Origin of the sequence: Corynebacterium sp. HMSC05D08, from assembly GCF_001807215.1 — a bacterium.
Lineage (GTDB): Bacteria > Actinomycetota > Actinomycetes > Mycobacteriales > Mycobacteriaceae > Corynebacterium > Corynebacterium striatum.
Genome location: NZ_KV788353.1, coordinates 21,902 through 42,815, shown reverse-complemented (window position 1 = coordinate 42,815; position 20,914 = coordinate 21,902). Strand labels below are relative to the sequence as shown.

At 59.8% G+C, this 20,914-nt stretch carries 16 protein-coding genes and 1 tRNA gene; 7 read left to right on the top strand and 10 right to left on the bottom strand.

Annotated elements, in window-relative coordinates; genetic code table 11:
- The first annotated feature begins 1 nt into the window (after position 1).
- Complete coding sequence (locus HMPREF3148_RS10780) at positions 2-661, top strand: hypothetical protein (RefSeq protein ID WP_049151261.1); 660 nt, start codon at positions 2-4, stop codon at positions 659-661.
- Here HMPREF3148_RS10780 and HMPREF3148_RS10775 read toward each other — a convergent pair.
- Positions 609-1,877, bottom strand: a complete 1,269-nt coding sequence (locus HMPREF3148_RS10775; protein WP_235590984.1) for a DUF418 domain-containing protein — start codon at positions 1,875-1,877, stop codon at positions 609-611. The two genes, HMPREF3148_RS10780 and HMPREF3148_RS10775, sit on opposite strands and share 53 nt — an antisense overlap.
- Positions 1,878-1,937: 60 nt before the next feature.
- Positions 1,938-3,470 (bottom strand): adenylate/guanylate cyclase domain-containing protein, encoded by a 1,533-nt coding sequence (locus tag HMPREF3148_RS10770; RefSeq protein WP_070509120.1) that lies wholly within the window; start codon positions 3,468-3,470, stop codon positions 1,938-1,940.
- Between HMPREF3148_RS10770 and HMPREF3148_RS10765 the strand changes: the two genes are divergently transcribed.
- Positions 3,469-4,707, top strand: coding sequence for a DNA polymerase III subunit delta' (locus tag HMPREF3148_RS10765; protein ID WP_080969933.1), 1,239 nt, complete (start codon positions 3,469-3,471; stop codon positions 4,705-4,707). The genes HMPREF3148_RS10770 and HMPREF3148_RS10765 overlap by 2 nt on opposite strands.
- A gap of 85 nt (positions 4,708-4,792) precedes the next feature.
- Positions 4,793-4,865: transfer RNA gene (locus tag HMPREF3148_RS10760), tRNA-Thr, on the top strand.
- Between the two features lie 205 nt (positions 4,866-5,070).
- Here the strand turns inward: HMPREF3148_RS10760 and HMPREF3148_RS10755 are convergent.
- Entirely contained in the window at positions 5,071-6,714 is a 1,644-nt protein-coding gene (locus HMPREF3148_RS10755; RefSeq protein WP_049151258.1) for an AMP-binding protein, read from the bottom strand.
- 235 nt (positions 6,715-6,949) lie between these two features.
- Here HMPREF3148_RS10755 and HMPREF3148_RS10750 point away from each other — a divergent pair, with 235 nt between their 5' ends.
- From HMPREF3148_RS10750 to HMPREF3148_RS10740, 3 genes are read left to right on the top strand one after another with little or no spacing between them, the layout of a single operon-like run.
- Complete coding sequence (locus HMPREF3148_RS10750) at positions 6,950-7,762, top strand: GDSL-type esterase/lipase family protein (RefSeq protein WP_005531218.1); 813 nt, start codon at positions 6,950-6,952, stop codon at positions 7,760-7,762.
- 59 nt (positions 7,763-7,821) lie between these two features.
- Entirely contained in the window at positions 7,822-8,937 is a 1,116-nt protein-coding gene (locus HMPREF3148_RS10745) for an S-(hydroxymethyl)mycothiol dehydrogenase (protein WP_049151256.1), read from the top strand.
- Positions 8,938-8,968: 31 nt separating this feature from the next.
- Positions 8,969-9,589: an MBL fold metallo-hydrolase gene (locus tag HMPREF3148_RS10740; protein ID WP_005531203.1), complete on the top strand. Its 621-nt coding sequence runs from the start codon at positions 8,969-8,971 to the stop codon at positions 9,587-9,589.
- Here the strand turns inward: HMPREF3148_RS10740 and rfbA are convergent, their stop codons facing one another.
- The 6 genes from rfbA to HMPREF3148_RS10710 form a co-directional block, all read right to left on the bottom strand.
- Positions 9,590-10,456 (bottom strand): glucose-1-phosphate thymidylyltransferase RfbA, encoded by an 867-nt coding sequence (rfbA, locus tag HMPREF3148_RS10735; protein ID WP_005531200.1) that lies wholly within the window; start codon positions 10,454-10,456, stop codon positions 9,590-9,592.
- A 10-nt stretch (positions 10,457-10,466) separates the two neighbouring features.
- Positions 10,467-11,810, bottom strand: coding sequence for a dTDP-4-dehydrorhamnose reductase (rfbD, locus tag HMPREF3148_RS10730; protein WP_049151251.1), 1,344 nt, complete (start codon positions 11,808-11,810; stop codon positions 10,467-10,469).
- A gap of 9 nt (positions 11,811-11,819) precedes the next feature.
- Complete coding sequence (rfbB, locus tag HMPREF3148_RS10725; RefSeq protein ID WP_049062452.1) at positions 11,820-12,827, bottom strand: dTDP-glucose 4,6-dehydratase; 1,008 nt, start codon at positions 12,825-12,827, stop codon at positions 11,820-11,822.
- 92 nt (positions 12,828-12,919) lie between these two features.
- Positions 12,920-14,206: an HNH endonuclease signature motif containing protein gene (locus HMPREF3148_RS10720; protein WP_236081524.1), complete on the bottom strand. Its 1,287-nt coding sequence runs from the start codon at positions 14,204-14,206 to the stop codon at positions 12,920-12,922.
- 276 nt (positions 14,207-14,482) lie between these two features.
- Positions 14,483-15,835, bottom strand: a complete 1,353-nt coding sequence (locus HMPREF3148_RS10715; RefSeq protein ID WP_049062450.1) for a M1 family metallopeptidase — start codon at positions 15,833-15,835, stop codon at positions 14,483-14,485.
- Positions 15,836-15,885: 50 nt separating this feature from the next.
- Positions 15,886-16,965 carry an alpha/beta hydrolase gene (locus tag HMPREF3148_RS10710; RefSeq protein WP_005531191.1) on the bottom strand — a complete coding sequence of 360 codons (1,080 nt, stop codon included), beginning with the start codon at positions 16,963-16,965 and terminating at the stop codon, positions 15,886-15,888.
- A gap of 791 nt (positions 16,966-17,756) precedes the next feature.
- Here HMPREF3148_RS10710 and lpdA point away from each other — a divergent pair.
- A complete protein-coding gene (lpdA, locus tag HMPREF3148_RS10705; RefSeq protein ID WP_049062449.1) occupies positions 17,757-19,169 on the top strand; it encodes a dihydrolipoyl dehydrogenase in 1,413 nt (470 codons plus the stop codon).
- 203 nt (positions 19,170-19,372) lie between these two features.
- Here the strand turns inward: lpdA and ramB are convergent, their stop codons facing one another.
- A complete protein-coding gene (ramB, locus tag HMPREF3148_RS10700; protein WP_005531188.1) occupies positions 19,373-20,779 on the bottom strand; it encodes an acetate metabolism transcriptional regulator RamB in 1,407 nt (468 codons plus the stop codon).
- Positions 20,780-20,914 lie beyond the last annotated feature (135 nt).

Here is a 20,914-nt window from a genome sequence, read left to right as displayed (position 1 = left end):
GATGGACTTCCTGAAACGCACTGAACAGGGCGCCGCCGCGCTGTGGCGGGCGGTATATCCCGCAATCACCGATCCCGCCGGCCACCCCGCGCGCCTTGGTTTTCTAGCTGCTGGGGAGGCCAGCGCTTGGGCGCGCATCTTCGGGTTTGAGCCCCGGCTTCTCGACGCCGCAGTAATAGCTACTCTATGCGCCCAAACGGCGAACCCGGTGCTGCGCGGTGGCCTTGCTGCCGGTTCGGTGGGCCAGTACTGCAAGCGCGGCGAACCGAATGCTCTGGGCATTGCCGCCATTGCCTTGCATCACGGGGCTTATCTGTATCTTTTGCGCGCGCAGCGCAACGACAAGCTGGGCTGGGGCCTGCGCATCGGCGCGTGGGCTGGCGGCCTTGCCGTATCTAAGGGCCGCTACCGCGCGGCCACCGCAGTGGCTGGTGCGGCTGTTGCCGCCACTTCGGCGCTCGCAGGGGATCCAGCCTTGCGTGCAGACGCCACGAAGGGAGCGAGCCACGGCGCCAACCTCATCCTCTTTTCAGAGGGGCTTACCCTTGCACGCACCCTGCCCGTCAACCCGCTGCGCGATAGCCGCCTGCTGGGCGCCGCCGAGGCCGCTAGCCGCGTGCTTGGACATTTCCTTCTGGTTGATGCACTGGAGCGCCACTGACGGGTGATTCAATGCCACTAGGCGGCTGCCTTTTTAGTTCTGGCCGCATCGTCTTGCCATAAGAAATTCGGCGATGCAGCCACTCGAACGGGCCCGGCTTGCCAAAGTATTCGAGAAGGCAGGCCAGCAGCAGAGTGAGCAGCCAGTTGCCCACCGCCAACAAGGCCAAGCCGGAGGCATAGAACTGGGAGCCGATGTTCAAGGTGAACGGGAAAATCACCGCGAAGAAGATGATCGACTGCATGATGTAGCCGCTCATCGAGCGCTTACCCAGCGCACTAAATGGCCACAGCCACCAAGGCAGTGTCTGCACCTTCTCTAGCACCAGCGCGAGCATCGCCAGGATGCCCGGGCCGGTAATCACGCCGACGAAGGTGTTGAGCTGAAAGAAGGCCCCCTCGACTTCCGCGGGGAGCACGCCGATAGTAGCAAGGCCCCACGGCAGGCCCACGCCCAAGATGATCACTGCTGTAATGCCTGCCCAGATGCGCAGCTCGGTGCGGTGAGACGCGACGTCGGCAAGCGTGCCCTGGCGCGCCCACGTAAAGCCCACCAACATGATGGGTCCGTACATGAGCATGAACGGCACGGCGCTAACAGCCTGCCCCAACAGCATCAATAATCCATCCAGCACCAACTTCCCATAGGATTGGGGAAGCTCGGAAAAGAGGACGTAATTCATGCCTGATTCCGGAACCAAAAGCGTAAACACAAACGCACCGATTCCAAGGACCGTAATGATGGTCAGCAGGGTATAAGCGATCTTCTTGAGAGTTTTATCGTGCAGGGAAATAAACATGCTGATGACCAAAGCACAGCAGCCGTAGAAAAACATGATGTCGCCATAGAAGATAAACACCAGGTGGATAATGCCGAAAACGGCCAGGAAGCCGTAGCGCTTGATGATGACCATGCGCGCCTGGCCGAGCGGGAAGCCGCGGCGCCAAAGGCTCAGGGTGATAAGCCCGATACCGAAGCCCAGGAGCGTGGAGAACATCGGCAAACCGCGGTTATGCGCGAACATCGCGGTAAAGAGCACAGTTGCTTTATCCCACACGTTGCCAGAATCGATGCCGCCGAAATACTGGCCGTCTGGATGGGTGGTGGTAATCCACCCAGTGCAGACGTTGGCTAGGGCGATGCCGAGAAGAGCCATGCCACGAGCTACGTCGGGCACGATCATGCGAGGTCGAGACTGAGACACTGCGGAGGTCATGGGCCGCATGTTACAGATCTTATGAAACTAATTCTCGGCTACTGTGCCGCGACTACTCCGCTATTGTTCCGCGCGCTCAGCAAGCGTGGGGCGGATAGGGCGTGCCAGTCGCGTCATGCGGCGTCGTCCGCGCAGCTCAATGGACTTCATCATGGTCCAACGCGCCTGTTCAGCCTCGTTGGCACCGCGCAGCGTGGCGGAGTTAGTCAGCACTTGGCCCGGGGTGTCCTTGGCCAGCTCGGTCAGGCGCGCCGCCTCGTTTACTGCGTCACCGATGACGGTGTACTCGAAGCGATCTGCGCCGCCGATGTGGCCGGCCACCACGTGACCCGCCGCGACGCCGATGCCTGCCTGCAGCTCCAAGCCACGCAGCTCCTGACGCAGCTCGCGCGCCGCCTGCAGCGCCATGGAGTTAGCGTCGTAGACGTTAAGCGGAGCGCCGAATACGGCCAGCGCGGCATCGCCCTGGAACTTGTTGATGATGCCCTTGTTGCGGTGCACCACTTCGACTACGTGCTCGAAGAACTTGTTGAGCTCTTCGACGACCTCCTCTGGGGTGTGGTTGACCGCGAAGGTGGTGGAGCCGATGACGTCGATGAAAAGAACGGCTACCTTGCGGTCCTCGCCGCCCAACTCGGGGCGTTCCTCCAGTGCGCGCTGGGCCACCTCCGTGCCCACATAGCGGCCGAAGATATCGCGTACGCGTTGGCGCTCGCGCAGGCCGCGCATCATCTCGTTAAAACCTGCCTGCAGCACGCCCAACTCGGATCCGTCGTAGATGTCCACCTGCACGTTGTCATCGCCGCGGCGCACGCGGTTGATAGCGTCCTGCAGCTCCAGGATGGGGTCAACCACGCTCATCATCGCGAAGACGGTACCGGTAAAACCTGTTCCCAAGGCGGTCAGCGCAAGGGCGATTACCGCGGGCATGATGTCGGTGGAGTTATCGCTAAACAGTCCCGCGCGCTGGCCCAGCAGAACGAGCACGATTCCGATCAAAGGAATGCCCGACGTCATCACCCAGGTAAAGATGAGGCGGTACTTGATGGGCGGCTCCAGCGTGGAGTCCTCGAAGCGACGCGCCACGGCCTGTGCGGCTACTGGGCGCACCAGACGCTCGGCTTGCAGGTAGGTCAGCAGGACCACCAGCAGTCCCGCCAAGGTGGTGGACACACCGACCACCAGACCCAAACGGCCCGAGGACTGCGAGGCGATAACTATGGCGAGGATGATGCCGATGACCCACACCAAGGCCGCCACCGCGGCTTGGTAGACCGGGATGCGTAGCACGAGGTTGCGCACCATGTTGGGATCATGGGCGTCGGGATTGCGCTGCCAATCCAGCACCGGACGGAAAAGCAGCAGGGTAACCGCGATGCCGATCACCACAGCGAAGGTCACGTATAGGACGCCGACGAGCTCGAGGTGGGGCACGTCGGAGGTGAAGTCCTTGATTTCCGGCATCGGCAGGAAGAAGACCACGAAGGTCATAATCGCGATGGCGCCGACGATGTTAGATCCCAGAACGAGCGTGGCGTACATCGGCCATTGGGTGCCCATAAGCCAGCGGGCGCCACGCAGTAGTCTGTTCATGATTTATTACTTTAGTTATCCCAGTAGGCTAGGGCGAGTGAATACCGGAAGCGTTGCACAACGATTGGCAGATACCCCGGCGGTGGCCCACACAATCCTGGCCGCCGCGCGGGCAGCCCGCGGGGAGGGGGCCCCGCGTGCCATGAGCCACTCGTGGCTGTTCACGGGCCCGCCGGGGGCTGGAAGGTCCCTGGCTGCGCTCTGCTTCGCGGCTGCGTTGATGTGCACTAGCGCTGACGAAAATGGGGACCCTGGCTGCGGCCAGTGCGAGGCCTGCCGCGGCGTACTCGAGCAACAAAAACACACCGACTTGGTCTACGTGGACCCCCAAGAACAATTCATCACCGTGGGCGAGGCCCGCGAGGTGATCGGCCGCGCCGCGAGCCTTCCCAGCGTGGCGCCGTGGCGCGTGGTCATCTTCAATAAGGCCGATCGCTTCCGCAACGAGGCCGCCAACGCGCTTCTCAAGACTGTTGAGGAGCCGCCGGAGCGCACGGTCATCATCATGGTCGCCCCGTCGGAGGACCCGCAGGACTTTTCCCAGACCCTGCGATCACGCTGCCGCCACCTCTATATCCCGGCACCGAGCGTCGACGGCATCGTCAAGCAGCTCATCGCCGAGGGCGCCAGCGAGCACGACGCCCGCCTGGCCGCCGTGACCAGCCTGCGCCACGTGGGCCGCGCGCGTCACTTGGTGCAGGATCCCGGCGTGCAGAAGCGTCGCGCCATGGCCATCAACCTGGCCGAGGAGGTCTTCCGCGGGTCGCAGGCTTTCCAAGCAGTAACGGCATTGCTGAAGTTCGTGGAGACCGACGCCAAAAATTCCCGCGCCGAGCAGGATGCGGAGGAGCTGGCCAAGCTGGAGCAGTCCTTTGGCGTGGGTGCCAAAGGTAAAGGTGCGGCCCGGGCACAGCGCGACGCCAAGTCGGCCCTCAAGGAGCTCGAGGATTTGCACAAGAAGCGCGCCAAGCGCCGGATTACGGACGGCTTGGACATGGCGCTCATCGATCTAGCGGGAATCTACCGCGATGCCCTCATGCTCAAGGTCGGTGCCCAAGTGGAGATGACGCACCCGGATTTTGCTGGATTGGCAGGCGAACTGGCCAAGCGCGTGAGCGAGGACGGTCTGCTCGCGGCGCAGTCCGCGATTCGCACCTGCCGTGAACAACTTCTGCAGAACGCCAACCCCCAAGTGGCCTTCGACGGCATGGTGGGGCGGTTGCGTTTGGCCCGCTAGAGCCTGCTTTCCGACGCCGATCCACACGCGATTTCCGGAACCCGCCAGCACTGCGATAGAATCCCTTTTGCTGCATATGCAGTGTGCCGCTTTAGCTCAGTCGGTAGAGCATTTCACTCGTAATGAAAAGGTCGTGAGTTCGATTCTCACAAGCGGCTCAAAAAGAACCCGCCTTCTTATCTGTAAGAGGCGGGTTTAGTGCTTCCTGGCTAGTTACCCAGACCTGGAACTACAGACTTCCTGCTCGCCACCGCACGTGCTTGCCGACGCCCCGCAATCCACCAGAAAGCTGCATTTCCACCCCTGGGTATTTGCTAGAGGATGGCGGAGGGAGGGGGAGAAGTAGGAAAGCGTTAGCTCTCGTTAGCTCTGCAGCAAGCGCGGGACAACCTTGCCCGTAGCGTTGCGCGGAAGTTTGTCCAGGAAGTGGACATCGCGCGGCACCGAGTGGTCGGCGAGGTTCTCGCGCACCCATTCGCGGATGGTTTCTGCCGTCACGGACTTGCCCAGCGAATCCTTGGTGGTCACAGCCCACACCGCGATGCGCTGGAAGGTCTTCTCGTCCTCCACGCCGCCGGCGTGCACCTCGTGGATGCCCGGCATCGCTTCCAGAATCTCAGTGACCGACTGCGGGTGAACGTTCTCGCCGCCGACGATAATCATGTCGTCGGCGCGACCCACCACGTGCAGGTAACCCTGCTCGTCGATGTAGCCCAAGTCGCCGATGGAAATCAGCCCGTCAATCTTGTTTAGCTTGATCTTCGGGTTGGTGTAGCCAATCAACGCGGTGGAGTTGGTCAGGTAAATCTCGCCGACCTCGCCGCGCGGCACCTCGATGCCCTCCTCGTCGAGGATGCGCAGCTTCGTGCCCGAAGCCACCTTGCCGCCGGTGGTCGGGTCCTTGGCCACCTCTTCCATCGTCGCCGTGGAGGCGAGCGCGAGCTCCGTGGAGCCGTATACGTTGCACAGAATGGGTCCGAAGCGCCCGTTGGTTTCCTCCACAATCTGCGGCGTGAGCGCGTGGCCTGCAGAAGCGATGAACTTTAACGAAGAGGTGTCGTAGCGCCCAGATGGGTCCACTTCGACCATCGCACGGAAAAAGACGGGGGAGGATAGCAGGCCGTCGAGCTTATAGCGCTGAATATCATCGAGCGCCAGCTCCGGGTCAAAGTCGCGGCGGGTCACGATGGTGTTGCGCAGACCCAGCGCGATGTTGATGCAGGCCCAACCCCAAGTGTGGAAGATGGACGCCGTCATCTGCACCTTCTGGTTTGCGCGCCACGGGATGTTGCCCACGATGGAGGCAAGCACGACCGGCAGGGTCGGCTCTGGACGCATGATGCCCTTCGGGATGCCGGTGGTGCCGGAAGACATCAGCACGATGTGGCCATGCTTGGGGTACTTGTCCAGGCGGACCTGGGAGACGGCCTCGGGGTGCTTGACGACGTCGCTTAGCGTGCGCAATCCATAATGTTCCGCGCCCGAGTCGTGGCTGATGATGACCTCGAGCTTCTCGTAATAGGCCGGATCGAGACGGTCGATGAATTCGTCATCGATAGCGAGGACGTTGATGTTGTTTTCTTCGATGCAACCGGCTAGCTGTTCCGGAGAGGAACCCACGTTGAGTAGGAAGATGTGGGCACCCGCGTAGCCTTTGGCACCGAGCGGGATAATGATGCCGCGGCCGTTGCGAGCCATGACACCGAGGCGGATCTCCGGCAGGTCGAGCGCGCGCAAGTGCTTGGCGAGGGTCTGCGCGTTATTGCGCAGTTGGCGGTAGGTGAGGGTGCCGTCGTCATCGATAAGCGCAATGCGATCTGGACAGGTGATGTAGCCCTGCTCGAGCTCGCGCGCCGTGGTGAAGCGGTAGCGGGTCAGGATTGGCCCTGCCTTGATCAGGGGAGTGATTCCGTCGTGGTGGGTAATGATTCCGGACTTGAAGAGTTCGGGGACAAAGCGGCTGATCGCCGCAGCTTTGAAAGCTAAATCGGAAAAATTGAAAGACATATAAACCTATTTTCAAAATAATTTGGAGAGCTATTCGCTTCTCTATCGTATTTTCAGGGCTAACCGTTGCTCTGAAGGGGTCAAATGTCGCTAGTGTTACAGAAGTTACCGTAAAGTAGCGTAGGATACTTTTGATTCTAAACACATTTTCTGAATATCCGGATTCCTGGCGGTCAACTGGACGGGCATCCAGGTTGCGCTAGGATAATGTGCGACAAATTTTGAGAGGAATCTAATGAAGCTGAAGAAGAAGGTGGCTGCTGTCGCCGCCGCTATGTTTGTTGCGGTGGGGGTTGGCCAGGTGCCGCAGGCGGTTGCGGCTGAGCGTAACTTGGTGGCTTTCGGTGACTCCGTTTTGGCGGACCCTGATGTGGGAGCCTACCTGCAGGCGCGTCTGAGCTCTCAAAGTGCTGGTGGTGTGAATTGCCCGCAGTCCAATAACTTTGCAAAGCGCACCGGCGCGAAGTTGGGCCTGCCGGTCGCTGATTTCTCCTGCTCCGGCGCCGTTTCCTTCTCCCCTGGGCCGCAGATGTTCTCCCAGGTGGACCGTGCTATCCAGACGGGGGCGCTCAGCGGTGAGACGCGTCGAGTTCTCTACACCACCGGTTTCAATGACACCTACAACAACCCCGGAATGAGCGAGGGCGAGCTGCGTCGCCGCTTTGTTGATGCGAATGCACCTTTGATTAACCGCATTCGTGCCGCTGCGCCGAACGCGCGTATTCAGATTGTGGGCTATCCGACCATTGGTTCCGCGGGGAGCTATTGCTTGCTGCACGTTGGCCCAACTCCGGCGGATCGCACCTACCTTCCGCAGGTGGAAGGCTGGGAGAATGCAGCCCAGTGGATGCAGGTTGACCTTGCGTCCCGTACGGGTGTCGAATTTCTCGACATGAAGCCTTCTTCCCGTAATAACGGCATGTGTGCGAACGCGGATCAGCGCATGTGGGCTGGTCTTGTGGACTTTACTGCCGGCGACGGCAATCTGCCGCTGCACATCAACCAGCGCGGTCACGAGCATGCGGCAAACGTTATTGCCGCATCCTAGATTCTGAAAGACATTTTCATTAGTGCGGTCTTGCTGAAAATCCGTGTAGGCTCGGCCGCATGAGTGAAACAATCGTTAAAGCAGTAATCGCCCGTTCCAAGGGCGCACCAGTAGAGACCGTTGACATCGTCGTGCCCGAGCCGGGCGCAAACGACGTCATCGTAAAAGTTCAGGCCTGCGGTGTGTGTCACACCGACCTGGCCTACCGCGACGGCGACATCGAAGATGCCTTCCCGTTCCTGCTTGGCCATGAGGCTGCGGGCGTCGTCGAGCGCGTGGGCTCCGACGTAACCCACGTGGAGGTCGGTGACTTCGTCATCCTGAACTGGCGCGCCGTGTGCGGCGAGTGCCGCGCCTGCAAGAAGGGTGAGCCGAAGTACTGCTTTAACACCCATAATGCTTCCGCGAAGATGCGTCTGGCCGAAGGCGACCAGGACGCCGGCACGGAGCTGACCCCAGCGCTCGGCATCGGGTCCTTCGCGGAGAAGACCCTGGTTCACGAGGGTCAGTGCACCAAGGTGGATCCAGGCGAGGATCCTGCCGCCGCTGGCCTGCTCGGCTGCGGCATCATGGCAGGCCTGGGCGCTGCGGTTAATACCGCCGACATCCAGCTAGGCGAGTCCGTCGCCGTATTCGGCTGCGGCGGCGTGGGCACTGCGGCCATCGCAGGAGCCAAGCTGGCAGGTGCTGCGAAGATCATCGCGGTGGACATTGACGAATCCAAGCTGGAAACCGCCCGCGAGTTCGGCGCCACCGACACCATTAACACCAAGGATTTGAGCGAGGACGAGGTCGTCGAGGCCGTCCGCAACCTCACCGAGGGCTTCGGCACCGACGTCACCATCGATGCAGTGGGCATTCAGCCGACCTGGCGCCAGGCTTTCTACTCCCGCGATCACGCCGGCCGCATGGTCATGGTGGGCGTGCCGAACCTCACGGATCACGTGGATATCCCGGCCATCGACCTGTACGGCCGCGGGGGTTCCATCAAGCCGGCGTGGTACGGTGATTGCCTCCCGGAGCGCGACTTCCCGGCCTACGTCTCCTTGCACCGCAATGGGCAGTTCCCGCTGGACAAGTTCGTTTCGGAGCGCATTGCGCTTGACGACGTCGAGGAAGCCTTCACCACCATGAAGTCCGGCAAGGTTCTGCGTTCTGTCGTAGAGTTCGCGTAAACCGCTAGGGTGCAATCAAGAAGGAGCAAAGATGCAGATCGATAAGGTAGTGACCTCGGGTAAGTTCCGCCTCGACGGCGGGGAGTGGGACGTGGATAATAACGTCTACGTCATCGGCGATGCCTCCGGCGTTTACGTGGTGGACCCTTCTCACGACCTAGACGCAGTGGCCGACATGGTTGGCGACCGCCCCGTCAAGGGCATCCTCCTCACTCACGCCCACAACGACCACTGTGACCTCGCGCCCGCGGCCGCCGAGCGCTTTAGAGCCGAGGTTTATCTCCACCCCGACGATGAGATGCTGTGGGAGGAGTCCAACGGCGGTGCGCCTTTCACCCCGCTGGCGGATAACCAGCAGTTCCAGGTCAGCGGCGAGGACATCACGGTGTTCCACACCCCAGGTCACTCCCCGGGCTGTGTGGTCTTGCACCTGCCATCCGACGGCGTTCTACTCTCCGGAGACACCCTCTTCAATGGCGGGCCCGGTGCTACCGGCCGCAAGTACTCCGACTTCGACGTCATCATCGAGTCGCTGCGTAACGTCGTGTTCCACCTGCCCCCGGAGACTCGTGTCCTGCCAGGTCACGGCGATGAAACCACGGTAGGGGCAGAGGCTGCCCGCATCGACGAGTACGTGGCCCGCGGCTATTAGTTAGCCCTCGCTCGCTGCGTCCACCAGATAGGCGCCATAGCCTGATTTCATGAGCGGATCGGCGAGCGCGGCCAAGGCCTGCCGGGAGATGAAACCCTCGTGGTAGGCCGCCACCTCGGGTGAGCCAATCACCGTGCCGGTGCGCTTTTGCATGACCTCGACGTAGGCGGAGGCCTCGCTCATGGAGTCCACGGTGCCGGTATCCAGCCATACGTCGCCGCGCTGCATGCGCTGTACGCGCAGCTGCCCGCGCCGCAGGTATTCCTCGTTGACCGCGGTGATTTCTAGCTCCCCGCGGGCGCTGGGCTCGATAGACTTGGCGATCTCAACAACGGAGTTGTCGTAGAAATATAGGCCCACCACCGCATGGTTGGACTTGGGCCTTTCCGGCTTCTCCTCAATCGAGAGCGCATTGCCGTCGGCGTCGAAGTCCACCACGCCATAGCGCTGCGGATCAGAAACCTCGTAGGCGAAGATGATGCCGCCCTCCGGATTGCGGCACTGCCCCAGCGCGGTGGCAAAGCCGTGGCCTTCGAAGATGTTGTCGCCCAGAACGAGCGCCACCGAGTCATCCCCGATGAAGTCCTCCGCGATGAGGAAAGCCTGCGCCAGGCCCTCCGGCTGTGGCTGCACCGCGTAGGAGAGCATGAGGCCGAGCTGGGAGCCGTCGCCAAGCAGGCGTTCAAAGGATGCCGAATCCTCCGGCGTGGTGATGATGAGGATCTCCCGGATGCCCGCCTGGATGAGAGTGCTCAGCGGGTAATAGACCATGGGCTTGTCGTAGATCGGCATGAGCTGCTTCGAGATGCCCTTGGTGATGGGGTAGAGGCGCGTGCCTGAACCGCCAGCGAGGATGATGCCTTTCATGAATTCAACCTTAATCCAGCGAGTAGAGCGCGAGGTACAGCGCAATCGCCGCGCGCCAGTTCATAGGGCTAAAGCCGGTGGCCTCAATCTTGGACAAATCCAGCGTGGACTCCAGCGGACGCTGCGCGGGCTCATCGCCGTATTCCTCGGCGCTGACCGGGTGGACCTCGGAAGGGTCGTGGCCGAGCCCGATGAACGTGGCCATCGCGATTTCGTCGCGGCCTACGCTGTCGCCCCCGGAGGATATGTTGTAGATGCCGTAGGGTGCCTGCACCTTGAGCAGGTGAGCGATGCCCTTGGCTAGGTCCTCGGCGAAGGTCGGCCGCCCGTGCTGGTCATGGATCACCTTCGGTTCCACGCCCTGTTTGGCAAGCCGCGCCATGGTCTTGACGAAGTTATTGCCGTCCCCAAAGACCCAGGAGGTGCGCACGATGTAGTGCTTTGGCGCCACGCTTGCCGACGCCTCACCTGCCGCCTTCGACGCCCCATACAGGCTCAACGGGCTGGGTGTTTCCTCCTCGATGTGGATTTTCTGGGAACCGTCGAAGATGTAGTCGCTCGAGACATGCACCAAGGTCAGGTTGTTCTCCGCGGCGATGCGCGCGAGCTTAGCGGGCGCTAGGGCGTTGACTTCCCAGGCGTGGGCGCGGTCGGACTCGGCCCCATTGACGTCGTTGTAGGCAGCGCAGTTGATGATTGCGGAGTAGTGCCGCCAATGGCGCTCAGGTGGGTTGCAGATATCGAAGTCCTCGCGTGCACAGAACTCAGCGTGGGGCAACACCTGGCGCAGCGCGCGCCCCAGTTGGCCGTTTGCACCGGTGACCAATACTTTGCGCGGGGCCATGGGGGTGACGTCGGCAAGGCGCGGGTGATTCCGGTCTTTGTCAGAGATCTCCGTGGGTTCGAGCGGCCAATCCACCATGTCCAGATTCACGAACGTGTACTCCGCATCCGGTGACCAGTGGTCATTGACGAGGTAAGAATAGGCGGTTTCCTCCAGCGCCTGGAAACCGTTGGCCACGCCCCAGGGCACAAAGACGGCGGTCTCCGGCCCAATTTCGTGAGTGACCAGCTCGCCGTAGGTCGGAGAGCCCTCGCGCACGTCGCACCACGCGCCAAAAACTTTGCCATGGGCGATGCTCACCAGCTTGTCCCATGGTTCGGCGTGGAGGCCGCGAGTCACGCCCCTCGCGGCGTTGAAAGAAACGTTGTTCTGCACCGGCTGAAAGTCCGGCAGCCCGGCATCCAGCATCTTGGCGCGCTGCCAATTCTCCTTGAACCAGCCACGGTTGTCGCTGTGCACATCCAGTTCCAGGATGAGCAGGCCTTCAATGGCTGTCTTCTCGATCTGCATGATTGCCCCTTATTGTCCTTGCTGCGCGTAGTGCTTCTCTACGTCGCCCTTCACCGGACGCCACCACTGCTCATTGTCGTGGTACCACGTGATTGTTTGCTCAAGCCCCACGCGGAGGTCCGTGTAGCGCGGGACCCAGCCGAGCTCGCGGCGCAGTTTCGAGGCGTCCATGGCATAGCGTTGGTCGTGGCCCGGCCTATCTGCCACGTGCTCGTAGCGGGCCTTACCAGTTTCGTCAGTAGCTCCCATGATCTCGCAGATCACTTCGATGACTTCTTTGTTGTTGATGTCTTTCTGGTCGGCACCGATGTTGTAGGTTTCACCGATTTCGCCACGATCCAAAATGGCCAGCACTGCCGCGTTGTGATCATCGACGTGAATCCAATCGCGCACTTGCTCGCCGGTGCCATAAAGCTTTGCGGGCTGATCATCCAATAAGTTGGTGATCTGCCGCGGAATGAATTTCTCCACGTGCTGGTACGGGCCATAGTTATTGGAGCAGTTGGAGATGGTCGCCCGCAGACCGAAGCTGCGCACCCAAGCACGCACGAGATGGTCCGAGCCGGCCTTGGAAGCCGAGTACGGCGAGGAAGGGTTGTACGGAGTGGACTCCGTGAATTTCGTGTCAGCGCCGATTTCAAGGTCGCCGAAAACCTCATCGGTGGACACGTGGTGGAATCGCACGTCATGCTTGCGGCACGCCTCGAGCAGTGTGAACGTTCCCACCACATTGGTCTGAATGAAGGGGGAAGGGTCCCGCAGCGAGTTGTCATTGTGCGACTCAGCGGCGAAGTGAACGACTACGTCCGACTGCGCCACTAGCTCGTCTACCAACACGGCGTCAGCGATATCACCGACCACTAGCCGTGCCTCGACTCCCTCAAGGTTCGCGCGATTGCCGGCGTAAGTGAGCTTGTCGAGGACCGTGATTTCCACCTCCGGCCGCTCCTTAGCTACGAGACGAACGAAGTTTGCGCCGATGAATCCGGCGCCACCTGTGACGAGCATTCTGTGCATGGCTACCAAGTTTAGGCCACCGTTCCTATCCTTCCTCAGCTCCGGAGCAAAACGCCAGCGTTGCCCTCCCGCAAGACACACTTGTCCTGCGGTTAGGCACTGAGTTTGCGCGCTGGAGCTTTTTGCGCAGCCGGACTGTCATTGAGAAAGATCTGCCCCGAACCTGCGGGGCGATAACCCACTCTTCCTGTTTTGGGGCATCGTTCCGCATGACCCATATTTCTGGCCCCGTCCCGTTGGTCATTGTTATCAACATGATGACCTCTGCATTGGAGCGTTAAGTTCCGTAAGTCCGTGGTCCCACCGGCTGCCCAAGCATGAATATGGTGGACATCGCATTCGACCCAGGGCTTATCACATCCCGGCCGCGAGCACACCAGCTCTGATGCCGCCAAAGCAATCCGTTGATAGAGGCTTGCGCTGCGCTTGCAGCGGCCAAGTTCCAGCGGGAAACCTTTGTCATCTACTGCGCAGATAAAGTCATGCGATGCAGCTCCTATGCGCAACAGGTCGAGCGGGGAAAGCTCCACTCCTGTGTTGGTGGCGAACCTCGTGGAAGAATCCATCTCCTCCAACTCGCTCAACGTGGTGGTGATGAGCAGGGAACCTACTCCGCCGTTAGTGTGCTGCTTCGACTCCAAGTAGTCGTGCACTATTGCCGCCAGCTGATCCGCCATGCGCTGCGAATAAGTGCGCGAGTCTTCCTCGGCGGGGACATTTGGTCCGCCCTGATGGCGGGCTGGTGCGAAAGCAGCCTTGAGCATCGCCGCAGTAGCAGCATCGACATAGCCGCTGATGAACACGCCTCCGTCGGCATCTGGCTGGGAAATGCGCAAGCGGCGCTTCTTAAAGACCGCATCCACATCCGAAACCGATTTGTTGGCCTGACGGATAGCGTTGCGCAGCCAATCCCGCAAAGCCGTATGGGAAAGCTCGCGGGACCTCTCCAAGGCTTGTTGGCGCAATTCTTGCGGCCCAGGCGTCGCGCCCTCAGTGAGGTGTTCCAATTCGCGCTCGATAAGCGCGATGGTCTTTTCGCGCGCGGCATCTTCCTCGAGCATCTGACGGCGCCGCTTTTCGGCTGCCGCGCGCTCCCGCCGATCACGCTCGCGAGCAGCCTCTTCTCGCTTGCGCTCTTCGTCGCTAGCTTCCTCGCCCACTGGCAGCGTTTCAGACGGTGCAGATTCAGAAGGGGAGACCTCAGCAAGCGGCGCAAAAAGTGATTGCCCCGTCTTTATCCGTGACTGAGCTTCGGCGTAAGTGAGGCCGAGTCTCGCCGTGAGGTAGTCTTCCGGCTTGCTTGACCCCACCACGCGCCCAGCATCATCGCGCGCGGCAATGAACGCGAATGCCGCATCCACGGTGGTCTTCTTACTCATTACGGTTTCGAGATGCTCAAAAGCAGGGTGGAGGCGCCCAAAGTAGACATCAGAGGGATCCTTCAAGAGCTCTCGCAGTGAAGTTAGCGAGCTCGTAATGCTATTGATTGTGGAAATTATTGCCTCATGCTTGTCTTGCATTGTGTCCGTCCCCCTCTCGAATCCCCGTATTCGATTACATGTTCTATTATATCGAATCCTAAAGGGGTGTCAATGGGGAAGTAGAAAAACTTTTCGAATTAAACACCCAGTAAGGGTAGACAGTTATGTGACGAGCTATGCGGGGAATTTGGGTAGCGCCGTGTGATCCAGCCACTGCTCAAGCAGCGCGTCCACGGCAGCTGGATCCTCGCTCTCTGCGTGCAGGCGTTCAATGAGATTCGCAGGACTAACGACGTTATGCTGGCTGGCCTTTACATAGGAGCGGACGGCGCGGAAAAAGGCGACGTCGCCAAGCAGGCGGCGTAAAGCGTGAACCGTGAGGGCCCCACGTTTGTATACGCGGTCATCGAACATGTCGCGTGTGCCGGGATTGGAAAGCTTAAGGTCCTGCTTTTTGCGTGCCAAGACGTTGTAGTGGGAACGCGCCGAATCATGCGCAGGCTGGTCGTGCGCGTGCTCCATCCACAGCCACTCGCAGTAGCAGGCAAAGCCCTCATTAAGCCAAATGTCTTTCCATTCTGTAAGTCCCACCGAATTACCAAACCATTGATGGGATAGCTCGTGAGCGATGAGACGCTCAAAGGTAGCCGAGACATGGTTCGAGCCGAAAATAGAAAGTCCCTGGGCCTCCAGCGGAATCTCTAACTCGTCCTCGGTAATGACGACCTGGTATTCGTCGAATGGGTAACTGCCAAAGCAATCGGCGTAGAACTTCAACATTTCGTGTTGCTGTGCGAATTCGCGCTTGACCGCCTCTTTGAGCTGCGTCGGGGCCCATGCGCGAACGTGCTTGCCCAAATCAATCTCCACAAATTCACCAACCTGCACCGTGGCGAGGTAAGTGGCCATGGGGTGCTCGGTGCGGTAATGCCAGGTCGTTGTGGAACCGCTGGCCTGCTTGCGGGAGACCAATTTGCCGTTAGAAATAACACGGAACGGATCATCTGCGGTAATCCGAATATCGTAGGTGGCCTTCTCGCTCGGGGTGTCATCGCACGGGAACCAGCTGGGAGCGCCGTTGGGCTGGCTAGCCACCAGGGATCCTGACTCGGTCTCCTCCCACCCCAGCTCGCCCCATGGGGTGCGAATCGGGCGCGGGGAGCCGCCGTAGCGGATGTGGAGCTCAAACTCGGTGCCTTCCTCCACGGTCTCGGCGAAACTGATGCGCAACTTGCCAGTGGATTGCCGGAACTTCGCCACGCGTGGTGCATTTTTAGCCGTGATACGGCGTGCCACCATGGCGCCACCAAGATCAAGGGTGAGCTTGTAGACGTCGTCAAGTGCGCGCATGTGCAGCACCGCCACGCCCTGCAGCATGTTGGGCTCCACGCGGTAGGTGAGGTCCAAGTCGTAGTGGAGCACCTCGAAGCCTAAATTAAACGCAATACCGGTGTACTCGTCGCGGTGCTCGGAGAGTTGACCAGCGGTTGAGGTGACATGCGAAAGGGCGGTGGAAAGCAGCTTCATAATGCTGCGATCCTACCGCCCTTAAGGTCTAAAGCCCTATTCGAGAAAGCCTAGGAGTTAAGTGCTGCCTCAAATACCGGCCAGGACTTCTCAATGTCTTCGCGCCAGCCCGGCCAAGAGTGGGTGCCGACGTTGCGGAAGTTGAAGGTTGCAGGAATCTGCTGCTTGTCCAGCTTTGCCTTCAGATTGTGGGTGCAGTGGTTGACTGCAGCCTCAATGATGCCGCCCTCGACCTGCAGCTGGGCAGAGCCCATGAGTGCAACGGCTGGGTTCATGCCCTGCGCGGTGTAGTAAGAAGAGGTGTCGGTCTCACCAGCGAGACCGGTTGCGGAGGAAACGTAGAGAGCAGTGCCGCGCAGCTTCTCGGAGTTGAGCAGGGCATCGTTGTGACGGTTGTTCTCGGAGCCCATTTGGCCCCACATCTGCTCCGGCTCAGCGCCGCCACGGTTAACGGTTAGGCGCAGGAACTGGTGCTCCAGCGGGGTGGAGGTAGCGGCACAGCCAGCGAAGGAGCCTACTGCATCGTAGAAGCCCTGGTTGTGCTGAGCGAAGAGGAGGGAGGAGGTTGCGGACATGGACATACCCGCAACGGCACGCTTGTTGGAAGCCTGCAGGCGGCCCTCGAGGGCGGTCGGCAGCTCCTTGGTCAGGAAGGTCTCCCACTTCTGCGGGCCGGAGAGGTAGCTGCCGTTCGGCTCCTGCTCCCAGTCGGTGTAGTAGGAGAAAGCGCCGGCCTGCGGAACGACGACGTTGACGTTCTTCTGGGAGTAGAAGTCAACGGCCTGGGACAGGTTTAGCCAGTCAGAATCCTGCTCAGCGGAACCTGCACCATTGAGCAGGTAGATGGTTGGGCGGTTAGCGTCCTTCGCACGGATCACTGCCAAAGGAACAACGCGGCCGTTCATAGCAGGGGAGGTGGCCTGGAGCTTCAGGACGCGTGCATCGTCCTTGTACTTCTGGAACCACTTGGTTGCTTCTACCTCTGGGGTGACCTGCAGATCGGAGACCTCCGAGAGGGTGGTCTCGCCAGCTACCTGCTGTGGGGTGAGGGTTGCAGCACCTGCGGCAGGTGCAGTGAGAGTGCCAGCAGCGATGGCTGCTGCTGCGATGATAGTGCTAATTCGCTTCATTGGCTTCTTTCCAACATCTGAAGAGTGACAAGGAGAGCTTACTGTGTTCATGCTGTCTGGTCTACCGTGCGGAGCCAGTAGGGGTAAACAATCTCAGTTCAGTAAGCCATTCGGTAACTGGGATATCGGCGACCGCTTCGTATTCGTTAACAATTTCCGATGAATTTTACTGTTTCAAAACGGCGGCTTGGGGGAATGCCTTTTGTGTAGCGTGTCGGTCAAGGCTGGCTAAGCTGCACAAATTGCTAGGTGGCAGTGTCTTGTAGTGACTTTCGGGGTTTGCCTGTCGATGATAGTGGGCAATGATCATAGGACTCTCGTGAAGTTATTGAAGTTAGCAGTGGTGTGGGGGTGGTTTTTGTGTCATAATCTTCTGCGTCGGAAACCATGTGGCACGTAACGACGTCGCATGAAAGCCCGTTAATATATGTGCAACCCGGTCTGCGGCCCACCCCTTGGGCGTGTGGCCTGCACCTAAATCAGCCAGAAACAATAGAAAGTGAAGCTCAATGAACGCTTTTGATACCCTTCTCGTCATGATCAACAACATCCTCGGTGGCTGGATCCACGCTGGTTCCTCCATGTCCTCCAACGCGGCATTGGCCATGGGGCTGTTCTAAATTAGCCAACGCTGCCCCCGCCACGGTGCCTATATATAGGTCCGGAGGCGGGTTCTTTTTTGCTCATCGTTGGTGGGGAGCACATGCTTGCCGACGTCCCCATCTCTCGCCCATGCACACAATCGCGGGGGGAGAGAGACACAGCGCACGAAGTTACGTATTCTTATATGCGTGACTAATGAACATTATGACGTTGTAGTACTCGGCGCGGGCCCCGGCGGCTACGTGTCCGCCATCCGCGCAGCCCAGCTCGGTAAGAAGGTTGCTGTCATTGAGAAGCAGTACTGGGGAGGCGTCTGCCTCAACGTTGGCTGCATCCCGTCCAAGGCGTTGTTGAAGAACGCCGAGGTTGCATACACCTTCAACCATGAGGCTAAGGCTTTCGGCATTTCTGGTGATGTCTCCTTCGACTTCGGTGTTGCTCACAAGCGCTCCCGCAAGGTCTCTGAGGGCATCGTCAAAGGTGTCCACTACCTGATGAAGAAGAACAAGATCACCGAGATCAACGGCCTTGGCTCCTTCAAGGACGCAAAGACCATTGAAATCACAGAGGGTGATGACAAGGGTAAGACCGTCACCTTCGACAACTGCATCATCGCAACCGGCTCCGTCGTTCGGTCCCTCCCGGGCGTCGAAATCGGCGGCAACATCGTTTCCTTTGAGGAGCAGATCCTGAAGGACGAGGCTCCGAAGTCCATGGTCATCGTGGGTGCCGGCGCAATCGGCATGGAGTTCGCATACGTCCTGGCTAACTACGGCGTGGACGTCACCATCGTCGAGTTCATGGACCGCGTTCTGCCGAACGAGGACAAGGACGTCTCCAAGGAGATTGCTAAGCAGTACAAGAAGCTTGGTGTGAAGCTGCTGACCGGCTTCAAGACCACCTCCATCAAGGACAACGGTGACAACGTCACCGTTGAGGTCGAGTCCAAGGACGGCTCCAAGACCGACACCCTGACCGTTGACCGCTGCATGGTCTCCATCGGTTTCGCACCTCGCGTGGAGGGCTTCGGCTTGGAGAACACCGGTGTTGAGCTCACCGAGCGCGGTGCAATCGCGATCGACGACTACATGCGCACCAACGTTCCGGGCATCTACGCTATTGGCGACGTCACCGCGAAGCTGCAGCTCGCACACGTGGCTGAGGCACAGGGCGTTGTTGCCGCTGAGGTCATCGCGGGCGCTGAGACCCAGCTGCTGGGTGACTACATGAACATGCCACGTGCTACCTTCTGCAACCCGCAGGTTGCTTCCTTCGGCTACACCGAGGAGCAGGCACGGGAGAAGTTTGCTGACCGCGAGATCAAGGTCGCTACCTTCCCGTTCTCCGCAAACGGTAAGGCTGCTGGTCTCAACGAGACCGCCGGCTTCGTCAAGCTCATCGCTGATGGCGAGTACGGCGAACTCATCGGTGGCCACATGGTTGGTTCCAACGTCTCCGAGCTCCTGCCGGAGCTCACGCTGGCACAGCGTTTCGACCTCACCGCAGAGGAAATCGGACGCAACATCCACACCCACCCGACGCTTTCTGAGGCCATGAAGGAAGCTGCCGAGGGCATCGGCGGCCACATGATTAACCTCTAAGCGCTTTTTGCGTTAAGGCCCCCGCGAGGGGGCCTTTTCTGCATCTTCTGGCAAATACCCAGCCCTGGAAACACAGACCTGCTGGTGGCGATCCCGCGAGAACAAACGGGATGCTTGTACGACCACGAGGTCTTGTCTTTCAGGGCTGGGTATTTGCGTTCCGGCAGCGAAGCGCGGCGCCGCAAGCCCGGGATGTCGCGTGCTTAGTAGGGGGCTACGGAAGAGCGGTGGGCGTCGATATTTAGCGTCTCGTTGATAGCAGGGAAAGCGCGCTGTGCGCAGTTCGCACGCGGGCAGGTTCGGCAGCCATTGCCAATTGGTGTTGCTGCAGAGAGGTCGCCTAAATCAAGCCCCTCGGCGTACACCGTGCGGTCTGCGTGGCGAGCTTCGCATCCTAAGCCAATAGCGAAGAGCTTATTCGTATCGCCATAGCGGCCCTGGTGATGCTGCACCGAACGAGAGATCCACAAGTAATTACGGCCATCGGGCATTTGGGCCACTTGGCGGGAGATTACGCCGGGTTTAGAGAAGGTCTCGTAAATATTCCACAACGGGCAGGTGCCGCCAGAGTTGGAAAAGTGAACGCCCGTGGCTGATTGGCGCTTGGACATGTTTCCTGCACGGTCAACGCGCACAAAAGTAAAAGGAATGCCTCGCTTGTTTGGGCGCTGGAGGGTTGAAAGACGAGACGCAACCGTCTCGTAGCCCACGCCGAAGACCTGGCACAAGTACTCAAGGTCGTATCCAGATTGCTCGGCCTCTGCGTGAATAGTCGTGTATGGCAGGATGGTGGCCGCTGCGAAGTAGCTGGCGATGCCGCGCTTAGCCAAGTTACGTGAGGCCTCTGAGGTGAAGGGCTCTTCGTCGACGAGGGCGTCGATAAGCGAGCCGGCTTCTAGGAACCCTAGCTCCGCCGCCATACGGAATGCGCGCTGGCCTTCAGTAAGGCGGCTGGCGAGACGGAACGTTCCCTCTTCGGAATCAAAGCGGTGCAGCGTTCCGTCCATTTGGGGTGTGGTGAGGATCTCCACCCCGTGCTTTTCGGTGAGGCGCACGGCTAGGGCGGCCTCTGTGTCACGGATGCGGAACTGGGAAACGTTGAGCTTGGAGGCAAGGGCCTCGGCGTGTAGATCAAGCTCGTCAAGATAGTTCTGGCGAGCGTAGAAGAAGTCGCGGACTTCGTCGTGCGGCATGGATAAGGCTTGGGTGCCAGCAGTGCGCCGGCTATCGGTAGCCAGTGAGAGCTTGTCGCGCACATTGCGATAGCGACGGTGGATGTCCACGAGGGTTCGTGCCACCGTGGGGTGGTTATAGACCAATTCAGAGAGCTCCTGGAGCTCAACGGGGGAGGGGCAGAGCTCCTTGTCTTGAATTACGTCTTGGATTTCCGCGAGGAGGCGTGAATCGTCGTCGCGTGAGAAGAACGTGGCGTCGACACCGAAGACTTCCGTTATTCGGAGTAAGACAGGTACCGTTAATGGGCGAACATCGTGTTCGATTTGATTCACGTAGCTGGCCGAAAGGCCTAGCGTAGCTGCTAGGGAAGCTTGGCTAAGGTCCCTTTCGCGCCGCAGTTGGCGAAGGCGCGAACCCACGTATGTCTTGCTCATGTGAGAAAGGTTACCGGCGCAGGCCCGGTCGTAACAGGATTTTTGCAAAGTTTGTGTGAAGCTTCTTAACGACCCTGCGACTGGGGGTATTTTGCGTGGGGTGTGGGTGGTGTGACTCCTGCGAAAGTTTGACAC

Bases quoted from the DNA above. Each gene is read 5' to 3' on its own strand.
- HMPREF3148_RS10780 (WP_049151261.1), top strand. From the start codon at position 2: ATGGACTTCCTGAAACGCACTGAACAGGGCGCCGCCGCGCTGTGGCGG.
- HMPREF3148_RS10775 (WP_235590984.1), bottom strand. From the start codon at position 1,877: ATGACCTCCGCAGTGTCTCAGTCTCGACCTCGCATGATCGTGCCCGAC.
- HMPREF3148_RS10765 (WP_080969933.1), top strand. From the start codon at position 3,469: ATGATTTATTACTTTAGTTATCCCAGTAGGCTAGGGCGAGTGAATACC.
- HMPREF3148_RS10770 (WP_070509120.1), bottom strand. From the start codon at position 3,470: ATGAACAGACTACTGCGTGGCGCCCGCTGGCTTATGGGCACCCAATGG.
- HMPREF3148_RS10755 (WP_049151258.1), bottom strand. From the start codon at position 6,714: ATGTCTTTCAATTTTTCCGATTTAGCTTTCAAAGCTGCGGCGATCAGC.
- HMPREF3148_RS10750 (WP_005531218.1), top strand. From the start codon at position 6,950: ATGAAGCTGAAGAAGAAGGTGGCTGCTGTCGCCGCCGCTATGTTTGTT.
- HMPREF3148_RS10745 (WP_049151256.1), top strand. From the start codon at position 7,822: ATGAGTGAAACAATCGTTAAAGCAGTAATCGCCCGTTCCAAGGGCGCA.
- HMPREF3148_RS10740 (WP_005531203.1), top strand. From the start codon at position 8,969: ATGCAGATCGATAAGGTAGTGACCTCGGGTAAGTTCCGCCTCGACGGC.
- rfbA (WP_005531200.1), bottom strand. From the start codon at position 10,456: ATGAAAGGCATCATCCTCGCTGGCGGTTCAGGCACGCGCCTCTACCCC.
- rfbD (WP_049151251.1), bottom strand. From the start codon at position 11,810: ATGCAGATCGAGAAGACAGCCATTGAAGGCCTGCTCATCCTGGAACTG.
- rfbB (WP_049062452.1), bottom strand. From the start codon at position 12,827: ATGCACAGAATGCTCGTCACAGGTGGCGCCGGATTCATCGGCGCAAAC.
- HMPREF3148_RS10720 (WP_236081524.1), bottom strand. From the start codon at position 14,206: ATGAGTAAGAAGACCACCGTGGATGCGGCATTCGCGTTCATTGCCGCG.
- HMPREF3148_RS10715 (WP_049062450.1), bottom strand. From the start codon at position 15,835: ATGAAGCTGCTTTCCACCGCCCTTTCGCATGTCACCTCAACCGCTGGT.
- HMPREF3148_RS10710 (WP_005531191.1), bottom strand. From the start codon at position 16,965: ATGAAGCGAATTAGCACTATCATCGCAGCAGCAGCCATCGCTGCTGGC.
- ramB (WP_005531188.1), bottom strand. From the start codon at position 20,779: ATGAGCAAGACATACGTGGGTTCGCGCCTTCGCCAACTGCGGCGCGAA.